The sequence below is a fragment of the Pseudomonas sp. MF4836 genome, from assembly GCF_002018875.1.
Classification (GTDB): domain Bacteria; phylum Pseudomonadota; class Gammaproteobacteria; order Pseudomonadales; family Pseudomonadaceae; genus Aquipseudomonas.
The window spans coordinates 112,020-131,163 of record NZ_MVOL01000015.1; the positions used below are offsets into that span (position 1 = coordinate 112,020).

The following is a 19,144-nucleotide window of genomic DNA, read 5'->3' on the forward strand; positions in this document are numbered from 1 at the left end:
CTGGGGGAGCGCTGATGAATCGCAATGAGCTGCGTAAGGCGGACATCAACCTGATGGTGGTGTTCGAGACCCTGATGCTGGAGCGCAATGTCACGCGGGTGGCGGAAAAGCTGTTTCTTGGCCAGCCGACCATCAGTTCGGCGCTCAACCGCCTGCGGGCCATGTTCAATGACCCGTTGTTTATCCGCGTTGGTCATCGCATGGAGCCCACGGCCCGCGCCGAAGAGCTGATTGCCCATTTGTCGCCAGCGCTGGACGCCTTGTCGTCGGCCCTGAGCCTGACCCGTGATTTCGACCCTGCCAGCAGCACCATGACCTTTCGCATCGGCCTGTCCGATGACGTCGAGTTCGGCTTGTTGCCGCCGCTGCTGCGGGCCTTGCGCCAGGAAGCGCCGCTGGTGGTGTTTGTGGTGCAGCACGTGGATTACTGGCGCATCCCCGACCTCCTGGCTTCCGGCGATATCACCGTAGGCATCAGCCAGACCCGCGGCTTGCCGGCCAATGCCAAGCGCAAGCTGTTGCGGCATATCCAGCCCAGCGTGTTGCGCGCCGATGCCAGCAGCACCCCGCTGACCCTCGATGAATATTGCGCGCGGCCCCATGTGCTGGTGTCGCACACGGCCAATGTCAGCGGCTACGCCGATGAGTGGCTGGCGGAGATTGGCCGCAAGCGGCATGTGGTGCTGTCGGTGCCGCAATACAGTTCGCTGCCGGCACTGCTGGCCGGGACCGACCTGCTGGCCAGCCTGCCGGACTACACCGCCGCCGCCATGGCCGCCTCCGGGCACCTGTTCAATGAGCCGTTCCCGTTCAAGACCCCGACCCTGGACCTGTCCATGGTCTGGCTCAGCCATGTCGACACCGACCCGGCCGAGCGCTGGCTGCGTTCGCGCCTGGAAGCCTTCATGAGTGAGCGCGGCCTGCTGGCGCACTGATTCAGCCGCGGGCTTGCTGGCCCGTGGCGCGGCTGCTTTGCTGTGATGCAAGACCGGTGCACATTTCTGGCGGAGATCCCCATGAGCAAACCCCGTTCGCTGTTGCGTGGCCGTGGCAGTCTCGACAGCGGCAAGGTCGGCATGGTCGAGTTGTTCTTTGACCTGGTGTTCGTCTTTGCCGTGACCCAACTCTCCCATTCGCTGCTGGCGCACCTGAGCGTTGGCGGTGCGGTGCAGGTGGCGTTGTTGATGGTGGCGGTATGGTGGGTGTGGATTTTCACCTCCTGGGTCACCAACTGGCTCGACCCGGAGCAACTGCCGATCCGCCTGGGCCTGTTCGGCCTGATGGTCGCCGGCCTGCTGCTGTCGTCTTCGATCCCCCAGGCCTTTGGCGAACGCGGGCTGCTGTTTGCCGGCGCCTATGTGTTCATGCAGGTTGGGCGTACCGCGTTTGCCATCTGGGCGGTACGCGGCGAGGCGCTGAACATGACCCGCAACTTCCAGCGGATCCTGGCCTGGATGCTGTTGTCAGCGCTGTTCTGGATCGGCGGGGCGCTGCTCCAGGGTAATCAGCGCCTGTTGCTGTGGGCACTGGCGCTGCTGATCGAACTGGTCTCGCCCTCGTTGTACTTCTGGGTCCCGGGCTTGGGCCGCTCGACCCTCAAGGACTGGAACGTCGAAGGCAATCACATGGCCGAGCGTTGCGGGTTGTTTGTGATCATTGCCTTGGGCGAGTCATTGCTGGTAACCGGCGCGACTTTCGCCGAACTGGCCTGGAGCGTTCAAGGGCTGCTGGCCTTCGTGGTGGCGGTGCTGGGCAGCATCGCCATGTGGTGGGTGTATTTCGACAGCGGCGCCGAGCGCGCCCACCATCGGATCGCCCACTCCGACGACCCCGGGCGCCAGGCGCGCATCGCCTACACCTACCTGCACGTGCTGATCGTCGCCGGGATTATTGTCAGCGCGGTGGCCGATGAACTGGTGCTGGTGCACCCGGACCACGCCAGCGATGCCGGGATCGTCGCCATCATCGGCGGGCCCTGGTTGTTCCTGCTCGGTTGCGCGCTGTTCAAGTGGGTCATGGCCGACCGGGTGCTGCCGCCACTGTCGCACCTGGTGGGGCTGGTGCTGTTGTTGGGGTTGCTGCCGCCGGCCCTCAATCATCTGTTTTCGGCCCTGGTCCTGGGCTCGCTGACCACGGCGGTAATGGTGCTGGTGGCGGCCTGGGAGAGCCGGGCATTGCGCGATGACAGGGCGGCCACGGAGCATTGAGGCGGCGCGTTGAGCGTGCGCAGAAATATTTCGGCGTTGGCTGGTGTTGATTCCAGAACAAGGGCGGGCTGAACCGGAAGCGCGGGCGCCGGGTGCTTTTTTTCATCGTCGGCTAACTGTATCGAGCCGCCGAGCGGCGCCTCTGGAAAACCGTTCGGTATGGGTCTGTAGCACATTTTCCAAGGCCCGGCCCTGAATGGCGTCGGGTTAAAAAACGTCTGGAAATAGATAGAAAAAGTAGTGTGGCTTAATGCCTCGGGGATATTGTGTTGGTATTTTTTCTATCTGTTTCAGGGGCTTTGAAGTTGAGACTTGGCTTATATCAAGGTGGCCACGGAAGGATTAGCGTGTCACGTCCTTTTCGCTTGAGCCTGAGTATTTTTTATGAGGAACCTTCAGAGTGTATTAAGTTTTTTGTTGCTATTTGGATTGGTAGGGAATAGCCAGGCAGCGCCTGTTGTCAAATTTACCTGCAGCTTGTCAGGGAATTATCAAGAGCGTATGAGCGTTCCCGGCACTATAAATATACCCAATGAAGCGACGCAGGGGACCGTGCTCTGGCGCTCGCCCACAATAAGGGGTGTGTTTTTATGTAAAAACACCCCTAATGGCCAATCGCATACGCTGGCGTACATACTCAATCCTAACAAAAACGTCGAGCCTCTCGGTCTCAATCTTGACTTGGGTGTTACCTACAATGGGAAGGATTATACGTGTCAATCTTCTTGTAATATAGAATTGAAGGCCATCTTGCCCAGCTGTACCGAAAACTGTCCTAATGTGCTTGTTCCCTTCAATTACAGTTTGTTCATCGTCAAAAAAACGCCGCCCGGAGATAATCAGGACGACGTCGTTACAGGGGTGAATAGCCACAAAGTACTTCAGTTGAGCGGCATGGATGCAGGCACGGATGACCCTGCTAAAATGTGGGGGCTTACCCTTGCAGATCTTCATCTAATAAAATATATAAAGTGTCCGATCACGGTAGGGTTTTCTACCCAGAATATTGATTTTGGTACTATGTCATCCGGAAGCGCCGCCGTTGGTAATGTGGCCAGTACTCGTGAAGTGACTCTTTTTGCCAATAAAGATACTTCAGGATTGTGCCGTGGTGATAAAACGGTGTTTAGCATAAACGCCTTTATGAAGGCTGCTCCCTTAAGTGCCGTCAATGCTGGCGAGAATTTGCTGATTCCCTATGGGGCTGATAATAAGCCCTTCGACTCGGTGGGCATTCAGTTGCTCAGAAACAAGACCGTCATCCCCTTTAACCAAGAAGCCACGATGTTCGAAGCGAGCAGCGAGATCTCGCGCAGTCAAAAGCTCGACGTCAACTTGATCTGGCGCACTGATCGACCAGTAGCAGGGAGGTTCAGAGGCGGGATCATCATGGAGTTTTACCATCGGTAGGGTGGTTTTTACCCGGTCTCGGCGCTCTGTACGATAAGTGATGATGTTGCCCGGCATGTGTTTGGGGCAGTCAACTCGTCTGAACGCCCCGAACTCGGGTTTGCGTTTCATATCGCGTAACGGAACCGCAGGTTGCACTCGATGGTGATTAATGTGGTGGCGAAAGTGAGCTCTTTTTCATGAAGAATAAGAGCGTATTTCCCAGTACTCCCTAGCGGCCCTAAATATTTTGGCAGTTGCCAACCCTGAAGTGCCTGCCATCGCGGAGCTAATCCTAACCATTGTGGATGAATTTTTATTTGTTGTTCAATCGGTTATCGGTGAGTAACCAAGCTAGGACGTGCGACGTATTGGTCAGAAGGTGTCGTCATGTTTCGTGGCGGTGACGATCGTTCGAAGCATTGTCCGGTTTTTGTTTTTGCCAGTTTAAGACGATCCTTATGGAAGAAGCTGTTTTTAAGTTGTTTTAATAGGGCCCGTGGTAAGTTTTTGAGTTTTTTGAGGCCGATGGGTCAATTAAAAAACAGTAGCTTTATAGACTCTATGGGTCGGCAGGTGTTCATGTTTTTTCGGGGTGTCGGGTTCGCCACGCTATTCAAGCTACGGGTCTTGTGGGTTGGGCTTATGTTGTTTGATGTTGAAAATTAAATCATAGGGGGTATAGGCCTTTTAAGTCTTTGCGGTGACTTCTGGGACTACTCAGGCTGCATGGCTCTCTTTTATATAGTAAACGGAGGATGGCATATTTCTCGTTGTCATCAGTAAAGCGCCTGGTATATGAAAAGTTGAAGCTGGTGTTTGGTCAGGATGGAAAACGTTCGGCTCTGTGGAAGGTGTAACGATTTAGGTATTTTATTGATTTTTTCAAACAAGAAGATTTGATCTGGATGGCCGTAAGTTCATGGTGGGTTCGGGCGTTGTTATGCCGTCTGTCCGTAACATTTTTCGTCGAGGTTGATAAAAACTAATGGTTCGGGAAAGAGATTTTTAAGTCTGCGGTACAACGTTTTTTGTGAACTAAAGCTGCTTTGGTTTATGCGGTTCTAGTGGGCCTTTTATTTAACTTTTTGTGTTTGTTCAGTTGAATCTTGAACGTGTTGGGATCTGGTCATGTCGAGCGTTCAGCGCCGTCGGACATCCCGCTGCGGTCGGCTTATCGCGCGCATCAAGCTGGGTTGGTTAGGTCCTGCCTGTAAAGCAACGGATGGCTCAGATCAGTCGGCAGGTCATTACCAAATTGCGATAAACAGTGGGGAGAGGACGAGTGGAAGCGTTCGGTTGCAAGACTGAGGCTGGCAGGGACAAGCCATTTACTGGCCAATGGGGCGGGCGTGTCGAAGGGCCCAGGCAATGCTGGTCCCGAGGCTGTTTGGGTCTGCTGCTGGTGTTGCCGTGGGCCGCATCGGGGGCGGTGTATGTACCCAACGCGGGGCAAGTGATGCGTGATATCGAAGCGACGCAGCCTTCGTTGCCACAAACCACGGAACCTGAGTTGGACCTGCCAACGGTCGATCAACCGAGCGCGACGGCCCCAGATACCTCCGGGTTTCGTTTGCAGGTCAACGATTTTGTCATTGTCGGTAACCAGCAGTTCAGCAGCGAGGTGCTGCAACCCCTGCTGGCGGACTTGAAAGGGCAGGAGCTGGACCTGAACCAGTTGCGTGCGGCTGCCGAGCGTTTAACCCTCTATTACCAGGGGCAGGGGTACATGCTGGCCCGGGCCTTCCTGCCGGCCCAGGAGATCGAAGACGGTGTCGTACGCATCGAGGTCCTGGAGGGCCGTTACGGCCGTATCGAACTGCACAACCAGTCCCGAGCGCTGGACTCGGTGATTCGCGGTCCATTGTCGTCGCTCAAAAGCGATGCCGCGGTCTACAGCGACGATCTTGAGCGCAGCCTGCTGCTGCTGAGTGACCTTCCCGGCGTGCGGGTCAAAGGCACCTTGAGCACCGGTGCGCACCGCGGAACCACCGACCTGCTGATCGATGCCCAGCCCGGCCCATGGGCCAGCGGTACCCTGGAGGCGGATAACTACGGCGGTTTCTACACGGGCGAGTATCGACTCGGGGCCAGCTTCAACCTCAACAACCCCTTGCGCCTGGGTGACCAGCTCAACCTGCGAGTGCTCGGCAGTGACGAGGATCAGCGCTACTACCGCGCCGCCTACAAACTTCCGGTAGGTCCCTGGTCGACGGGCCTGGGCATGGCTTACTCACACATGAGCTATCAGTTGAGCAAGGACTTCGAGGTGCTGGAGGCCCATGGTCAAGCCAGTATCGGCAGCCTCTTTGTCACTCAGCCCCTGGTCCGCAGTCGTTCCTTCGACCTCAGTGCGCAGTTGCAGTACGAAGACAAGCGGCTGCGGGACGACATCGACCTGTTTGAGGCCAGCAGCAGCAAGCATGTCGAACTCTGGAGCCTAAGCCTCAATGGCAACCATCAGGACGGATGGCTTGGGGGCGGGCAGAACATTTTTTACCTCACTTATGGCAGTGGCCGTTTGAGCCTCGACGGACCACAAGACCAGTGGCGTGATCGCCTCACTGCTGGTACGGCCGGCGGTTTCCAGAAGATCAATCTCAACACCGCGCGGATGCAGTACCTGAGCCCGCGCTTTCAGCTCTATACCCAGCTCAATGCGCAGTGGGCGTCGTCCAACCTGGACAGCTCGGAAAAATTCGGCATTGGCGGTCCATTCGATGTGCGCGCCTATCCCCAAGGAACTGGCAGCGGTGACCAGGGCTGGCAGGCGAGCCTGGAGCTGCGTTACGCCCTGGCCCCCCGCTGGCAGCTCAAGGCGTTTGTCGACTACGGCGCGGTGGAGGTCAACAAACACCCCTGGACCCGTGAAGACAACCGTCGCCAGCTCTCGGGCGCGGGCCTGGGCGCCAGTTGGATCGGGCCCTCGCAGCAGATCAGCGTGACCAGCTCCTGGACGCTGGATAACAACAGTGAAGGCAGTGGCCCCGAGCGTACGCCTCGGATCTGGGCCGTCGCGACTCAGTATTTCTGAAGCCCTGTGTGCGCTTTGGAGGCGGTGCCGTCTTGCAGGACTGCAGGACGTTAATTGGAAAAGACAGGAGTTAACGTGAATAGAGTGTATGCATTGGTGTGGAATCAGGCCCTGGGCTGCTGGAACGTGACCCCCGAAGGCGCACGTCGCCGTCGGCGGGCAGGCAGTGGCAAAGGCCTGCTCGTGGCGGTGGCCAGTGTTCTGACAATCGGCGGGCTGCCATCAGCGTTCGCTTTGCCGAGCGGAGAGACGGTGGTATCTGGAACCGCGAATATTCTGACGTACGACAATCAGCAGCAGATGTCTATCAATCAGCACTCTGACAAGCTGATCCTCAACTGGAACGATTTTAATGTGGGCGGCGGCCAGACGCTGACCTTCAACCAGCCGAAGTCGACCTCCATCGCGTTGAATCGGGTCATAGGCGCTAACGGCAGTAATATCCAGGGCCGGATCAACGCCAACGGCCAGGTGTTCCTGATCAACCCTAACGGTGTGATGTTCAGCAACAATGCTCAGGTCAATGTCGGTGGCCTGGTGGCCTCGACCCAGGACATGAAAAACGCCGATTTCATGGCTGGCAACTACACGTTTGCAGGCACTTCGACGGGCAGGATGATCAACGATGGATCCATCACCGCGGCTGATGGCGGGAGTGTGGCCCTGATCGGCAGAGTCGTTAACAACCAAGGCACCATCAAGGCGAAAAATGGGCGCATAGCCTTGGGTGCGGGCGACGGATTCACCGTCAGCTTCGACAGCAACAACCTGTTGGACCTGAAAGTCGATGCCGCTGCGATCAATGCGCTGGCGAGCAATGGCGGGCTGCTCAAGGCCGATGGCGGGCAAGTACTGATGACCGCCAAAAGTGCTGGCGCGATGCTCAATACCGTGGTCAACAACACGGGCGCCATCGAGGCCCTGACCTTGTCGAAGAAGGCCGGAAAAATCACCCTGGACGGTGGCGACGTAGGTGTGGTGGTGGTCGGCGGCTCATTGAACGCCAGCGCCCTGACAGAGATAGGCGACGGTGGCGTGGTCGAAACCAAGGGCGCCGTCACCCAGGTGCAACTGGCCGCTCGGGTCAATACCCACGCGGGCAATGGCAAGACCGGAACCTGGAAAATCAGCTCCTCCGAAGTCAAGGTCAATCCAGTCTCCGCTCCACGTAACAACACCGTTTATGGCGATACCCTGGCGCATAACTTGGCCACCACCAATATCGAGTTGAGCAGCCGGGGAGACGTTACGGTGGACGGCGCAGTTTCCTGGGCCAGCGGCAATCATTTGAGCATTGCGGCCGATAAGAATATCCAGATCAACAACAGTCTCAAGGGCAGCGGCGGCGCAACCCGTATCGAGCTCAATGCCGGACAAGACATCGCGCTCAACAGCACGCTGGAACTCTCCGGGACCAACAGCAGCCTCGGCCTGGATTACGGCGGCGCCTATATCCAGGGCAAAGGTGGCAAGGTCACGCTGTCCGGCAGCGGCGCGGCGTTCGACTCGCAGGGTCAGCTGTACAGTGTGATTCAGAACGCCACTCAGTTGCAGGGGATCGGTAGCAGCCTTGGTGGCCGGTATGTACTGGGCAACGACATCAAAGGCAGTGGCAGCATCAAGACCATTGGTGGCAGCGCTGAGTTCAGCGGAACGTTCGATGGCCTGGGCAACACCATCAGCGGTTTCACTGTCAATACCGATGGCCCTTACGGTGGTCTGTTCGCCCGATCGTCCGGCAGCATCAGCAACCTCAATCTGGCGGGGATGACCATCTACGGCACGACCTCCAATGCCGGCTTCAGCTATGTCGGCGGACTGGTGGGCATGAACCACGGGATGATCAGCAACGTCAATGCCACTAATCAGCGGGTCTACGCCAACAGCAATAATTACAACAATTTGGGTGGGCTGGTGGGCGTCAACTCCGGCGGCTCCATCGATCGTTCATCGGTGGCTGGTATTGTCAGCGGTAATGGCTTGACTCTCGCCGTCGGTGGCTTGGTGGGGGAAAACAGCAACAGTCCCAATCCGTTCGGCAGGGGCAGAATCTCCAATAGCCACACCAACGTACAGGTTCTTGGGACCATGCAGATCAGTCCCATTGGCGGTATGGGGGGGCTGGTAGGTCTCAACAAGAACGGTCTGATTACCGACTCGTCAAGTGCTGGAACGGTCGGGACCGGTTTCACCACTTACAAGAAAGACCCGAACTTCGGCGGGTTGGTGGGGTACAACCAGGGTGGCGAAATTAGGAAGTCTCACTCCTCGGTCAACGTAGTGGGTTATGTCGCCAGTGTTATTGGTGGCCTGGTGGGCCTCAATGAGGGCTACATCACGGAGTCCAGCGCCTCGGGTACGGTCAGCGGCTTTGGAAGTATGGCTGCAGGTGGCCTGGTGGGCATAAACAGCTACGGCACTCTGGTCAACGTCAAGGCCTCCGGCAAGGTGGTTGATTCCTCCGGCGCCAATGTCGGTGGCCTGGTAGGCAAGAGCATTCGCGGCGCGATCCAATTCGCTGAAGCCACCGGTGCGGTTGTGGGCGGTAACAGCGCCAATATCGGTGGGCTCATCGGGCACAACATTTGGGGCACAACCTCGGAGGCTGCGGCTTGGGGCAAGGTAGATGGCGGAGCTCTAAGCAGTGTGGGTGGGCTGGTGGGTTACAACGAGGGCGACCTGTTATCGGTTGAAGCCCACGGTAAGGTCAATGCTGGTAACAGTAGCGCTGTTGGCGGTTTGGCGGGCACCAATAGCAACAAATCCTCGACCATTTTTTCTGCATCGGCCCACGGTGATGTTGCTGGCGGTAACCAGAGTTCTGTAGGCGGCCTGGTCGGGCAGAACAATGCGTGGATCAGCAACTCCTTGGCCACGGGCCAAGTGAGTGGCGGCAGTTATGCGCGCATGGGGGGCTTGGCTGGCTTGAATTTGGGCTCTGTTCGGGAGTCCGTAGCCTACGGCAAGATCAACGTCGTTCCGCGCAACTACCAGGCCTACGGCGGCCTGGTTGGCGTCAACTACGGCAGCCTGGTCCATAACACCGCATTGGGCTTGGCGGCCTCGGTGCCACCGGTTGGTATCAACCAGGGTGACATTCTTGAGTGATGGCTAGCTCCCGTTAAAGCAGGGCAATTGCAGCCCCTTGGTACGCCTGGCAGGTGCTGGGCGTATCGAGTGACGGTTGCTAGCGGATGCTTTTTATCTCGTGCCTTGTTTCTCCTCTTCCCTGATGGCCGCAAGCAACTGGCTATTGCGCTGCCACCCGATGCGTTGGCGCAGAACGCGTGCCATCTCACAGAGGACAGCGCAGTTCACTTTTACTTTTGTGTACTCACTGAGGGGTGTGCAGTCGGGGCTGTGTTTTGCCTGCTGCGTGCGCCTGTACAGCTTTTTTGAAAGCCTCCGGGCCTCAGAGGGAGTGCCGCTCAGGGCGTTTTATTAATCAAAGGAGTGGTTATGAACAAGATTTATGCATGGGTGTGGAATCAGGCCCAGGGCTGCTGGAACGTGACCCACGAAGGCGCACGTCGCTGTCGGCGGGCAGGCAGTGGCAAAGGCCTGCTTGTGGCAGTGGCCAGTGCTCTGACAATCGGCGGGCTGCCCTCCGCGTTCGCCTTGCCGAGCGGAGAGACGGTGGTATCTGGAACCGCGGATATCCTGAGGTACGACGAGCAGCAGCAGATGTCTATTAATCAGCACACTGACAAGCTGATCCTCAACTGGAACGATTTCAGTGTGGAGGGCGGCCAGACGGTGACCTTCAACCAGCCGCAGTCGACCTCCATCGCGTTGAACCGGGTGATTGGCGCTAACGGCAGTAACATCCAGGGCCGGATCAATGCCAACGGCCAGGTGTTCCTGATCAACCCTAACGGTGTGGTGTTCAGCAAGAGTGCCCAAGTCAATGTCGGTGGCCTGGTGGCCTCGACCCAGGACATGAAAAACGCCGATTTCACGGCTGGCAACTACACGTTTGCAGGTACTTCGACGGGCAAGGTCGTCAACGAAGGCTCCATCACCGCGGCTGATGGCGGTAGCGTGGCCCTGATCGGCAGAACCGTTGACAACCAGGGCACCATCACCGCGCAAAATGGGCGCGTAGCCTTGGGTGCGGGGGACGGATTCACCGTCAGCTTTGACAGCAACAACCTGTTGGACCTGAAAGTCGATGCCGCTGCGATCGATGCGCTGGTGAGCAATGGCGGGCTGCTCAAGGCCGACGGCGGGCAGGTGCTGATGACGGCCAAAAGTGCTGGTGCGATGCTCAATACCGTGGTCAATAACACGGGCGCCATCGAAGCCCTGACCTTGTCGAATAGGGCCGGTAAAATCACCCTGGACGGTGGCGACGTAGGCGTGGTCAAGGTTGGCGGTTCATTGAACGCCAGCGCGGCGATAGGGATGGGCGATGGTGGCGTGATCGAGACCAAGGGCGCTATCACTCAGGTGGAACGAGACACTCGGGTCAACACCACGGCAGGTTACGGCCAGACCGGCACCTGGAAAATCAGCTCTGCCGAGGTCAAGGTTGATCCAGTCTCCACACTTGGGAGCAATACCATTCATGTCGATACGCTGTCGCGCAACCTGGCGACGACCGAGATCGAACTGGCCAGTAGCAAGGGCGACGTGGTGGTAAACGACGCTATGGTCTGGGACAGCGGCAAACGACTGATCCTTTCGTCGGCCAAGGACATTCACCTTGATAAAAACCTGAATGGCCAAGGGGACGGTACTCAGGTCCTGCTCGATGCCAAGGGCAGCATCAAGCTCAACAGTCATGTGCAGCTTTCCGGGATCTTCAGCAGTCTTGTGCTCAATTACGCTGGCAACTTTGTCTCGGGTACGAGCGGTCGGGTGACCCTCGCGGGCAAAGGTGCCATGTTTGCCGCCAACGGTGCCGAGTACACCGTCATTCAGAACGCCGCGCAACTGCAAGCGATCGATAACAACCTGCAGGGGCGTTATGTCCTGGGGCAGGCCATCCACGGCAACGGCAACCTCCAGTCCATTGGTGATGGAAGGCAGGCATTCAGCGGGGTCTTCGAGGGGCTGGGCAACACCATCAGCGGCTTTGCCGTCGATACTAACGGCACCTACGGGGGCCTGTTCGCCAGGTCGAGCGGCAGTATCAGTAACCTCCAGCTCGCCTCGATGCGTATCAACGGTGCAATGTATGTCCCCGGTGCTTCTGTCAGTGTTATTGGCGGTTTGGTCGGGCTTAACAGTGGCAGTATCGCCAACGTCAGTGCCAGCGACTTTACGGTGGACGCCAACAGCCACCAGAAAAATATTGTCGGCGGGCTGGTAGGGATCAATTCCGGCGGCACCATCGATCATTCGTCCATGGCGGGGTTGGTGACTGGCAACCAATTCACCGTCGCAGCGGGCGGTCTGGTAGGGGAGAACACCCATAGCCTCGTCGCTACCGGCTCCGTGACCAACAGTTGGGCCAATGTCGATGTCCGCACGCCCATAGGTGTTTTTACCATGGGAGCGGCGGGCGGTATGGGCGGGCTGGTTGGCGTCAACAAGGGCGGGAGTATTGTCGATTCATCCAGCTTTGGCAGGGTTGGCCAAGATGCCAGTCGTGACAGTTACAGCGGCCTTAGCGTTGGTGGGCTGGTGGGTGTCAACCAGGGGGGCCGTATTGAGCGCTCTCGTTCATCAGCGGCGGTAATCGGCTATGTCAACGGCATAGGAGGAGGTCTGGTCGGTTCCAATCATTCCGGCGTTATCAGGGATTCTGAGGCTCGCGGCGTGGTAGTGGGTTACGGCTCAGCAACGGTCGGGGGCTTGGTCGGTTTGAATCAGAACAGCGTGTTATTCATGGTCAAGGCCAGCGGTTCGGTTGTGGGGCAAAACGATTCGAATATCGGTGGCCTGATTGGCAAAAACATAGAGAGCGATATCCAGCAGGCCGAGGCATCAGGCGGCGTGACAGGTCGTCGGGGCGCGCGTATTGGTGGGCTCATCGGCCATAACTTCGGTGGTATTACTCAGAACGTCATGGCCAGCGGTGATGTCCTGGCTGGCGACAATAGCGTTGTCGGCGGCCTGGTTGGACAGAACGAGGGCCGGATCATCAACGCCCTGAGCAGTGGCCAGGTCCGTGGCGGTAGGTTTGCCTCTCTGGGTGGTCTGGCCGGCTTGAACCTGGGCCATATTGCTCAGTCTTCAGCCTTGGGCCGCGTTATCGTCTACGCGAACATTGGCCAGAACTACGGCAGCCTGGTCGGTATCAACCGCGGTTCTCTGACCGATAACAAGGTTTCGAGCGAGTTGGCCCAGCTGCCGCTGGCCGGCATCAACGAAGGTGTAATCAGTCACTGATGAGGAGAACCCGCTGGTAGCGGGCTTGTAACTTCGGGTACGCCGTGGCCACAACCGGCGTGCCCGAACCCACCGTTCAACGCCGCTATTGGCCACTGAGCGGGCCGGGACTAGAGCAACCCCTGCTCGGCACACACCTTCACCACCTGTTCGCGAAACCAGGTGTTGGCCCGGTCCTGATCGGTGATCGGGCTCCATTGCATATCCAGAGTGAACCCCGGCAGGCCGCTGGGGGGCGAGCAGTGGCTGAACAGGGTATCGCTGGCCAGCAGTGCCTGGATGCGGCGCGGCAGGGTCAGGATGAAGTCGGTGCCGGTAATCAGCTTCAGCGCGGCGCCGTAGCTGTTGGCCCGGGCGACGATCTGCCGTTTTTGGGCCTGGCTTGCCAGCCAGCCGTCGACCATGTTGCTGTCCGACGTCCAGGGCGTGGGGAACACATGACGGCGCTCGACAAACGCCTGCAGGCTGAAGCGCGGGTGCTGGGGCGCGCTGGCGCGTTTGTCGAACACGCACACCAGTTCGTCCTCCAGCAGCATCTGCGACTTGAAGTCGGCGTGGGTGCGGTGGAAGTTGGGTCCGAAGCAGATCACCAGGTCCAACTGGCCGCTGCGCAGCTCCTCGGCGGGGATGTCGGTTTCCAGCTTGTGCACATTGACCGTCACTGGCAGGTCGGCGAAATCGAACTGCTTGAGCAGGCGCGGCAGAATCAGCAGCTCGAAATACTCCGGCGCGCAGATGTTGAAGGTCACGGCCTGGCGGATCGGGTCGAAGGCCTGGGCCCCGGAATGGCAGAGGTTGATGCTTTCGAGGATCTTCAGCACATGGCTGTACATGGTGCTGGCTTTGTAGGTGGGACGCATGCCGGTGCGGGTGTTGATGAACAGTTCGTCCTCAAAGGCGTTGCGCAGTTTTTTCAGGCAATAGCTGACGGTCGACTGGCTGACGCACAGGCTTTCCGAGACCCCGGTGACGCTGCTCTGCTCGTACACGGCGATAAACACCATGAGGTCCTGCATATCGAGCTTTCTAAGCAAGTTGCTGTTGAGCATCAGATCCATCTCGTTGAGCTTGGCGCCGGGTGAACGCAAGGGCGTCTGATGCTAACGCAGCGATGGAGCTGATTAAATGCCTGCTTTGGGGCAGGCGGACAGCAGAGAGACAAAACCTTCCGTGAACACGACCTGCGCGGGGTTGCGCAAGTCGTGCACGGCCGCTTCAGCCCAGGGCGGGCGTGCTGCGGCGGCTGAGCAGGATCAGGGCGAGCATGCCCCCCGCCACCAGCAGGGCACCGAGCAGCTCGGTCGGCAAAGGTGGCTGGCCGAGCCAGACCCAGTGGAACAGGGTCAGGAACAAGGTGCTGAGGTAGATGTAGGAAATCACCGTGGCCGGGGCGATCACGCCGATGGCCCGGTGCAGCAGCCAGAAGGTGGCGAGGGTGGCGAACAGGGCCAGGTAGATCAGCCACAGCAGGTCATTGGCGGTCAGTTGCCCGGCGCTGCGCCAGCCACCGCTGAACAGGCAGAAGACCAGCAGAAACAGCGCCCCGAACAGCATGTTCCAGAAGGTCATGGCCGCCGGGCTGCGGCCTTTGAGGTGGCCGGCCTTGAAGCGTTGGCTCAGGGGCGAGTACAGCGCCATGGCCAGGCAGCCAAGGCCATAAACCGTCATCGCGTACAGCGAAGGCATGGCGTTGGGCCCGCTGCCCTTGACGATCAGCAGCACGGCCCCGGCCGCTGCGATCAGTGTCGGCAGCACCCGCTGCCTGAGGCTGTTGCCCGGCAGCAGGAACCCCTCGAACAGCAGGGTCAGTAGCGGCACCAGGGTGAACAGGGTCCCGGTGTTGACCGCCGAGGTGTAGCGCAGGGCTTCGAACAGCGAGCCAAAGTACAGCGCCAGCAGCAACCCCAGCACGCCATGGTCACGCAGCCCGCCGCGGGTCATGGGTGTCGAGCCCTTGGGCAGCAGCAAGGGCAAAAACATCAACGCCGAAAACAGCAGGCGCAGACCGGTCAGCAGCACCGGGTCGATGCCCTGACCGACCTGGGCAGCGGCGAAGAACGAGGCGGCGATCAGCACGGCCCAGAGCAGCATGCCGATATGGGCGCTGGTGAAGCTTGTGGGTTGCATGGGGGCGTCCTGTCGGTCAGTGAATGTGCCGGGCGTAATGCCGCGGGTCGAAGCGCAGCACCATCAGCAGCATCAGCGCCATGACCGCGGTCAGCGACCACCAGGCCCATTCGAAGCTCCCCAGCTGATCGCGGATCATCCCCGCCAGCAGCGGCGAGAGGCCGGCGATCAGGTAACCGATGCCCTGGACGAAAGCGGTCAGGCCCCCGGCGCGGCGCGGGTTTTCCAGGTGGTCGAGGGACACGATCAGGCTCATCGGAAACAGCCCGCCAATGCCCAGGCCCAGCAGGCAAGGCCACAACAGGCTCAGGTGTTGCGGGCTGAGGATCAGGCCGCAGAAGCCGGCGATGATCAGCAGCAACAACACGCTGAGCACCAGGCGCCGGTCCTGGCTGCGGTTGGCAATGGCCGGGGTGATCAGCCCGGACACCACTTCCATGGCCGTGAGAAAGCCCAGCAGCAGACCGGCGTTCTGTTCGCTCCAGCCCTGCTCCACGTAATAGGGCGCCAGCCAGGCCAGCACGCAGGTGTAGGACGCCGTGCCGAGGCCGAAGAAAATCGCCAGCAACCAGGCCCGGCGATTGCCGAAGAACGACTCATTGCCCGCCGCCGCTGCCGGCAACCGGGGCATGGCGGAGCGCTGGGCGTACCAGAACAGCAGGGCCAGCACCGCCAGTCCGGCCCAGATCGCCAGGCCCAGGCGCCAACTGCCGCTGCGGCTCATCACCAGTGGGCCGAATGAGGCGGCGATGGCGGCGCCGCCCATGATCGAGGTGACGTACAGGCCCATGAACAGCGAGACATTGTGGGTAAAGCGTGACTTGATCAGTGCCGGCATCAACGACTGGATCAGGGCAATGCCGACCCCGGCCAGCACCGCGCTCAGAATCAGCTCGGCGGCGGAATCGAGGAACAGCCGCGACACCGTGGCCAGGCCAATGATCAGCAGTGAAATGACCACGGTGCGCTGGTCGCCCAGGCGCTGGCTGATGCGCATGCCGAAGAACATCGCCAGGCCCATGGCCATGACCGGGAGCATGGTCAGCAGCGAAGCGGCGGTGAAACTCAACGCAATATCGCCGCGTATTGCCGACAGCAATGGGCCGACGGCCGCCATCGACGGCCGCAGATTAAGGGCCACCAGAACCACACTGAGCATCAGCCAGACGGCGGGGCGGGTTGTCGCACGAACGTTTTCCATAACCAGACCTTGAGGGAACAGGGCCTGATTAGGCGGCGCCGGGCAAAAGAGGGCAAATCAGAAAGTCGGCCGGCTTATTTAAAAACTAAATAAGACGTCGAGCCCGCTGCACGAACCCAACGTCGAAATATGAACCCGGCAGCGGTTACAGGTATGCGCTGTGTTTCCGGTTCAGGGCGCGGCCAACCATTGATTGACCACGCCGTCATAGAAACCGGTGGCCTTGCTCAGGTGCAGCCACTGGTCGACGTAGCTTTTCCAGGCCACATCGTCGCGGGGCAGGAGGAAGGCTTTCTCGCTGTATTGCAGGTAGCGCTCGGGGTTGACCGCACACAGGCCCGGCTTGAGCTTTTGCTGGAAGCGCGCCTCCGAGGCGTCGGTGATCATCACGTCGGCCTTGTTCGCCAGCAGTTGTTCGAAGATCGTCACGTTGTCCGGGAATAGGGTCAGCGCAGCCTTGGGCAAATGGGCGCGGGCGAAGATCTCGTTGGTGCCGCCCGGTGGCTCGATCAGGCGCACCGAAGGCTGGTTGATCTGTTCCACCGTCTGGTAGCGCGCGACGTCGGCGCAGCGTACCAGGGGGATCTTGCCGTCGACCCCGAGGGTGTCGCTGAAGAACGCCTTTTTCTGCCGCTCCAGGGACACCGAAATACCGCCGACCGCGATGTCGCACTTGTTGGCCAGGAAGTCCGGCATCAGGGTTTTCCAACTGGTTTTCACCCACCTCACCTCCACGCCCAGACTTTTTCCCAGAGACTGGGCCATGGCGATGTCGATGCCTTCGTAGCTGCCATCGTCGCGCAGGTAGGTGTAGGGCTTGTAGTCGCCGGTGGTGCAAACGTTCAGGTGGTCGCGTTCGATGACCTGGTCCAGGTGCGAGGCGCTGGGCTCGGCCAGGAGCGGGGTGCTGAGGGTGAGCAACGAGCAGAGTAAAAGACGTGCGTGCATGCGGTCCGATCCTTGAGTGCTGCCGGGGAAGAAGAGGGCGCGGGCATTATTTGCATCAGCGCGCGGCGCGGGCAAGTCTCGATCCGCTCAGGGCCAGTGGCGGGTCAATGTTTAGCCATTTTGCAACCAAGGTTCTTCAAGTGTGGATTTAACGGCTTATGGCAGCGTGTGAGTCTGCCCGGCATCTGTTGTCTGCGGTTTTTCCTATGGACGCTTGGCCCGCTGCGATCAAACCCGAGGTTGTGCCTGGTGCGCCTGCACCCTGCCGTCAGCCCCGTCCTCGCTGCACGCCCGCCACTGCGCCAAAACTCTGTGCTCTCCCTTCCGAACTGGCCTTCTGGGCGCTGTGGCATTGCCGCCATGCGCGCCCGCCGGATGCTCGTATTGCCTGTTGATCCCTCCCACGGATAGCCGTTTGCCCGCTGCGGCGAGCGCTGTCTGCACGACGCTGCCTGCGCGCGTCCGACACGCCAATACGAGAATGACCATGCCTGCCAACACTCCTTTTGCCCCCTTGCAAGAAGCCGAGGATTTTCTTCAGCAGCACCCGGATATCGAGATGTTCGAATTGTTCATCCTCGACAACAACGGCGTCCCGCGTGGCAAGTTGCTGCACCGCGACGAACTGTTGGCGGTGTACCAGAGCGGCCGGCCGCTGCCGAGCACCATCCTGGGCCTGACTATCAACGGCGACGATGTGGAAAACTCCGGCCTGGTCTGGGACGTGGGGGATATCGATTGCCGCGCCTACCCCCTGAGCGGCAGTTTGCAGCCCATGCCCTGGCGGCAGATTCCGACCGCCGCGGTGCAGGTCAGCATGCACCCGGAGCAAGGCTTGCCGGCCACCGTGGCCGACCCGCGGCAGTTGCTGGTCAAGGTCATCGATGGCCTCAAGGCCGACGGCTATTACCCGGTGATGGCGGCCGAACTGGAGTTCTACCTGCTGGATCAGCAACGTGACAGCAACGGCCGGCCGCAACCGGCACGGGATGCCGATGGCGGCCGGCCGCGAGCGACCCAGGTCTATGGCCTGCGCGAGCTGGAGCAGATCGAGCCGTTCCTCGCCGACCTCTACAGCGCCTGCAAGCTGCAGGGCATTCCGGCGCGCACGGCGATTTCCGAGTACGCGCCGGGGCAGGTGGAGATCACCCTCGAACACCGCGCCGATGCCTTGCAGGCGATGGACGAGGCAGTGCGCTACAAGCGCCTGGTCAAGGGCGTGGCCCACAAGCACGGGATGCGCGCGTGCTTCATGGCCAAACCGTTCGCCGACCTGGCCGGCACCGGGATGCACATGCACGTGAGCATTGCCGACCGGCACGGCAACAACCTGTTCGCCAGCGAGGCGGCCGATGGCACGCCGCTGCTGCGCCACGCGGTGGGCGGCATGCTCGACACCTTGCTCGACTCGCTGCTGCTGTTTTGCCCGAACGCCAACTCCTACCGGCGTTTCCAGAGCAACAGCTATGCGCCGCTGGCCGCCACCTGGGGCGTCGACAACCGCACCGTAAGCCTGCGGGTGCCGGGCGGGCCGGCGTTCTCCCGACACATCGAACACCGCATCTGCGGCGCCGACGCCAACCCCTATCTGGCGGCGGCCGCCATCCTGGCGGGCATTCACCGCGGCATCCGCGAGCAGAGCGACCCCGGCGCGCCGGTCGAGGGCAACGGATATGCCCAGGCCACGCATTTGCTGCCCACCGACTGGCTGACCACCTTGCGCGCCCTCGAGGCTTCGGCCTGGGCCCGGGATGCCTTTGGCAGTGAGTTTCTCGGGGTCTACCTGGCAGTGAAACGCGAGGAGTATCGGCAGTTCATGGGCGAGGTCGGCGAGCAGGACTGGCGCTGGTATTTGAACGAGGCCTAAGGGCGGACGCGGCTTTCGACCTTTTTTTCACGAAC

11 protein-coding genes are annotated in these 19,144 nt (G+C 59.9%); 7 read left to right on the top strand and 4 right to left on the bottom strand.

Annotated elements, in window-relative coordinates; genetic code table 11:
* Positions 1-14: 14 nt before the first annotated feature.
* From MF4836_RS28745 to MF4836_RS28770, 6 genes are all read left to right on the top strand, one after another.
* Complete coding sequence (locus tag MF4836_RS28745; RefSeq protein WP_078473203.1) at positions 15-935, top strand: LysR substrate-binding domain-containing protein; 921 nt, start codon at positions 15-17, stop codon at positions 933-935.
* An 81-nt stretch (positions 936-1,016) separates the two neighbouring features.
* The gene (locus MF4836_RS28750; RefSeq protein ID WP_078473204.1) at positions 1,017-2,207 is read left to right on the top strand and encodes a low temperature requirement protein A; all 1,191 of its coding nucleotides are present in this window, start codon (positions 1,017-1,019) and stop codon (positions 2,205-2,207) included.
* A gap of 384 nt (positions 2,208-2,591) precedes the next feature.
* On the top strand, positions 2,592-3,617 hold the full coding sequence (locus MF4836_RS35900) for a hypothetical protein (protein WP_238596229.1): 1,026 nt from the start codon (positions 2,592-2,594) through the stop codon (positions 3,615-3,617).
* 1,369 nt (positions 3,618-4,986) lie between these two features.
* A complete protein-coding gene (locus MF4836_RS28760) occupies positions 4,987-6,630 on the top strand; it encodes a ShlB/FhaC/HecB family hemolysin secretion/activation protein (protein ID WP_078473205.1) in 1,644 nt (547 codons plus the stop codon).
* 75 nt (positions 6,631-6,705) lie between these two features.
* A complete protein-coding gene (locus tag MF4836_RS28765; protein WP_078473206.1) occupies positions 6,706-9,738 on the top strand; it encodes a two-partner secretion domain-containing protein in 3,033 nt (1,010 codons plus the stop codon).
* 351 nt (positions 9,739-10,089) lie between these two features.
* Positions 10,090-12,966, top strand: a complete 2,877-nt coding sequence (locus MF4836_RS28770) for a two-partner secretion domain-containing protein (protein ID WP_078473207.1) — start codon at positions 10,090-10,092, stop codon at positions 12,964-12,966.
* Positions 12,967-13,076: 110 nt separating this feature from the next.
* Here MF4836_RS28770 and MF4836_RS28775 read toward each other — a convergent pair whose 3' ends face one another.
* From MF4836_RS28775 to MF4836_RS28790, 4 genes are all read right to left on the bottom strand, one after another.
* Positions 13,077-14,015: a LysR family transcriptional regulator gene (locus MF4836_RS28775; RefSeq protein ID WP_078473254.1), complete on the bottom strand. Its 939-nt coding sequence runs from the start codon at positions 14,013-14,015 to the stop codon at positions 13,077-13,079.
* A gap of 166 nt (positions 14,016-14,181) precedes the next feature.
* A complete protein-coding gene (locus MF4836_RS28780; protein ID WP_078473208.1) occupies positions 14,182-15,093 on the bottom strand; it encodes a DMT family transporter in 912 nt (303 codons plus the stop codon).
* Positions 15,094-15,109: 16 nt separating this feature from the next.
* On the bottom strand, positions 15,110-16,294 hold the full coding sequence (locus MF4836_RS28785) for a cyanate transporter (RefSeq protein WP_078473209.1): 1,185 nt from the start codon (positions 16,292-16,294) through the stop codon (positions 15,110-15,112).
* A 171-nt stretch (positions 16,295-16,465) separates the two neighbouring features.
* Positions 16,466-17,242, bottom strand: a complete 777-nt coding sequence (locus tag MF4836_RS28790) for a transporter substrate-binding domain-containing protein (protein ID WP_078473210.1) — start codon at positions 17,240-17,242, stop codon at positions 16,466-16,468.
* A gap of 487 nt (positions 17,243-17,729) precedes the next feature.
* On the opposite strand from MF4836_RS28790, the gene MF4836_RS28800 reads away from it, so the two are divergent.
* The gene (locus MF4836_RS28800; protein ID WP_421547798.1) at positions 17,730-19,109 is read left to right on the top strand and encodes a glutamine synthetase family protein; all 1,380 of its coding nucleotides are present in this window, start codon (positions 17,730-17,732) and stop codon (positions 19,107-19,109) included.
* The last annotated feature ends 35 nt before the right edge of the window (positions 19,110-19,144 follow it).

Excerpts from the sequence above, each read along its gene's own strand:
- MF4836_RS28745 (WP_078473203.1), top strand. The coding sequence starts at position 15 with ATGAATCGCAATGAGCTGCGTAAGGCGGACATCAACCTGATGGTGGTG.
- MF4836_RS28750 (WP_078473204.1), top strand. The coding sequence starts at position 1,017 with ATGAGCAAACCCCGTTCGCTGTTGCGTGGCCGTGGCAGTCTCGACAGC.
- MF4836_RS35900 (WP_238596229.1), top strand. The coding sequence starts at position 2,592 with ATGAGGAACCTTCAGAGTGTATTAAGTTTTTTGTTGCTATTTGGATTG.
- MF4836_RS28770 (WP_078473207.1), top strand. The coding sequence starts at position 10,090 with ATGAACAAGATTTATGCATGGGTGTGGAATCAGGCCCAGGGCTGCTGG.
- MF4836_RS28775 (WP_078473254.1), bottom strand. The coding sequence starts at position 14,015 with ATGCTCAACAGCAACTTGCTTAGAAAGCTCGATATGCAGGACCTCATG.
- MF4836_RS28780 (WP_078473208.1), bottom strand. The coding sequence starts at position 15,093 with ATGCAACCCACAAGCTTCACCAGCGCCCATATCGGCATGCTGCTCTGG.
- MF4836_RS28785 (WP_078473209.1), bottom strand. The coding sequence starts at position 16,294 with ATGGAAAACGTTCGTGCGACAACCCGCCCCGCCGTCTGGCTGATGCTC.
- MF4836_RS28790 (WP_078473210.1), bottom strand. The coding sequence starts at position 17,242 with ATGCACGCACGTCTTTTACTCTGCTCGTTGCTCACCCTCAGCACCCCG.
- MF4836_RS28800 (WP_421547798.1), top strand. The coding sequence starts at position 17,730 with ATGCCTGCCAACACTCCTTTTGCCCCCTTGCAAGAAGCCGAGGATTTT.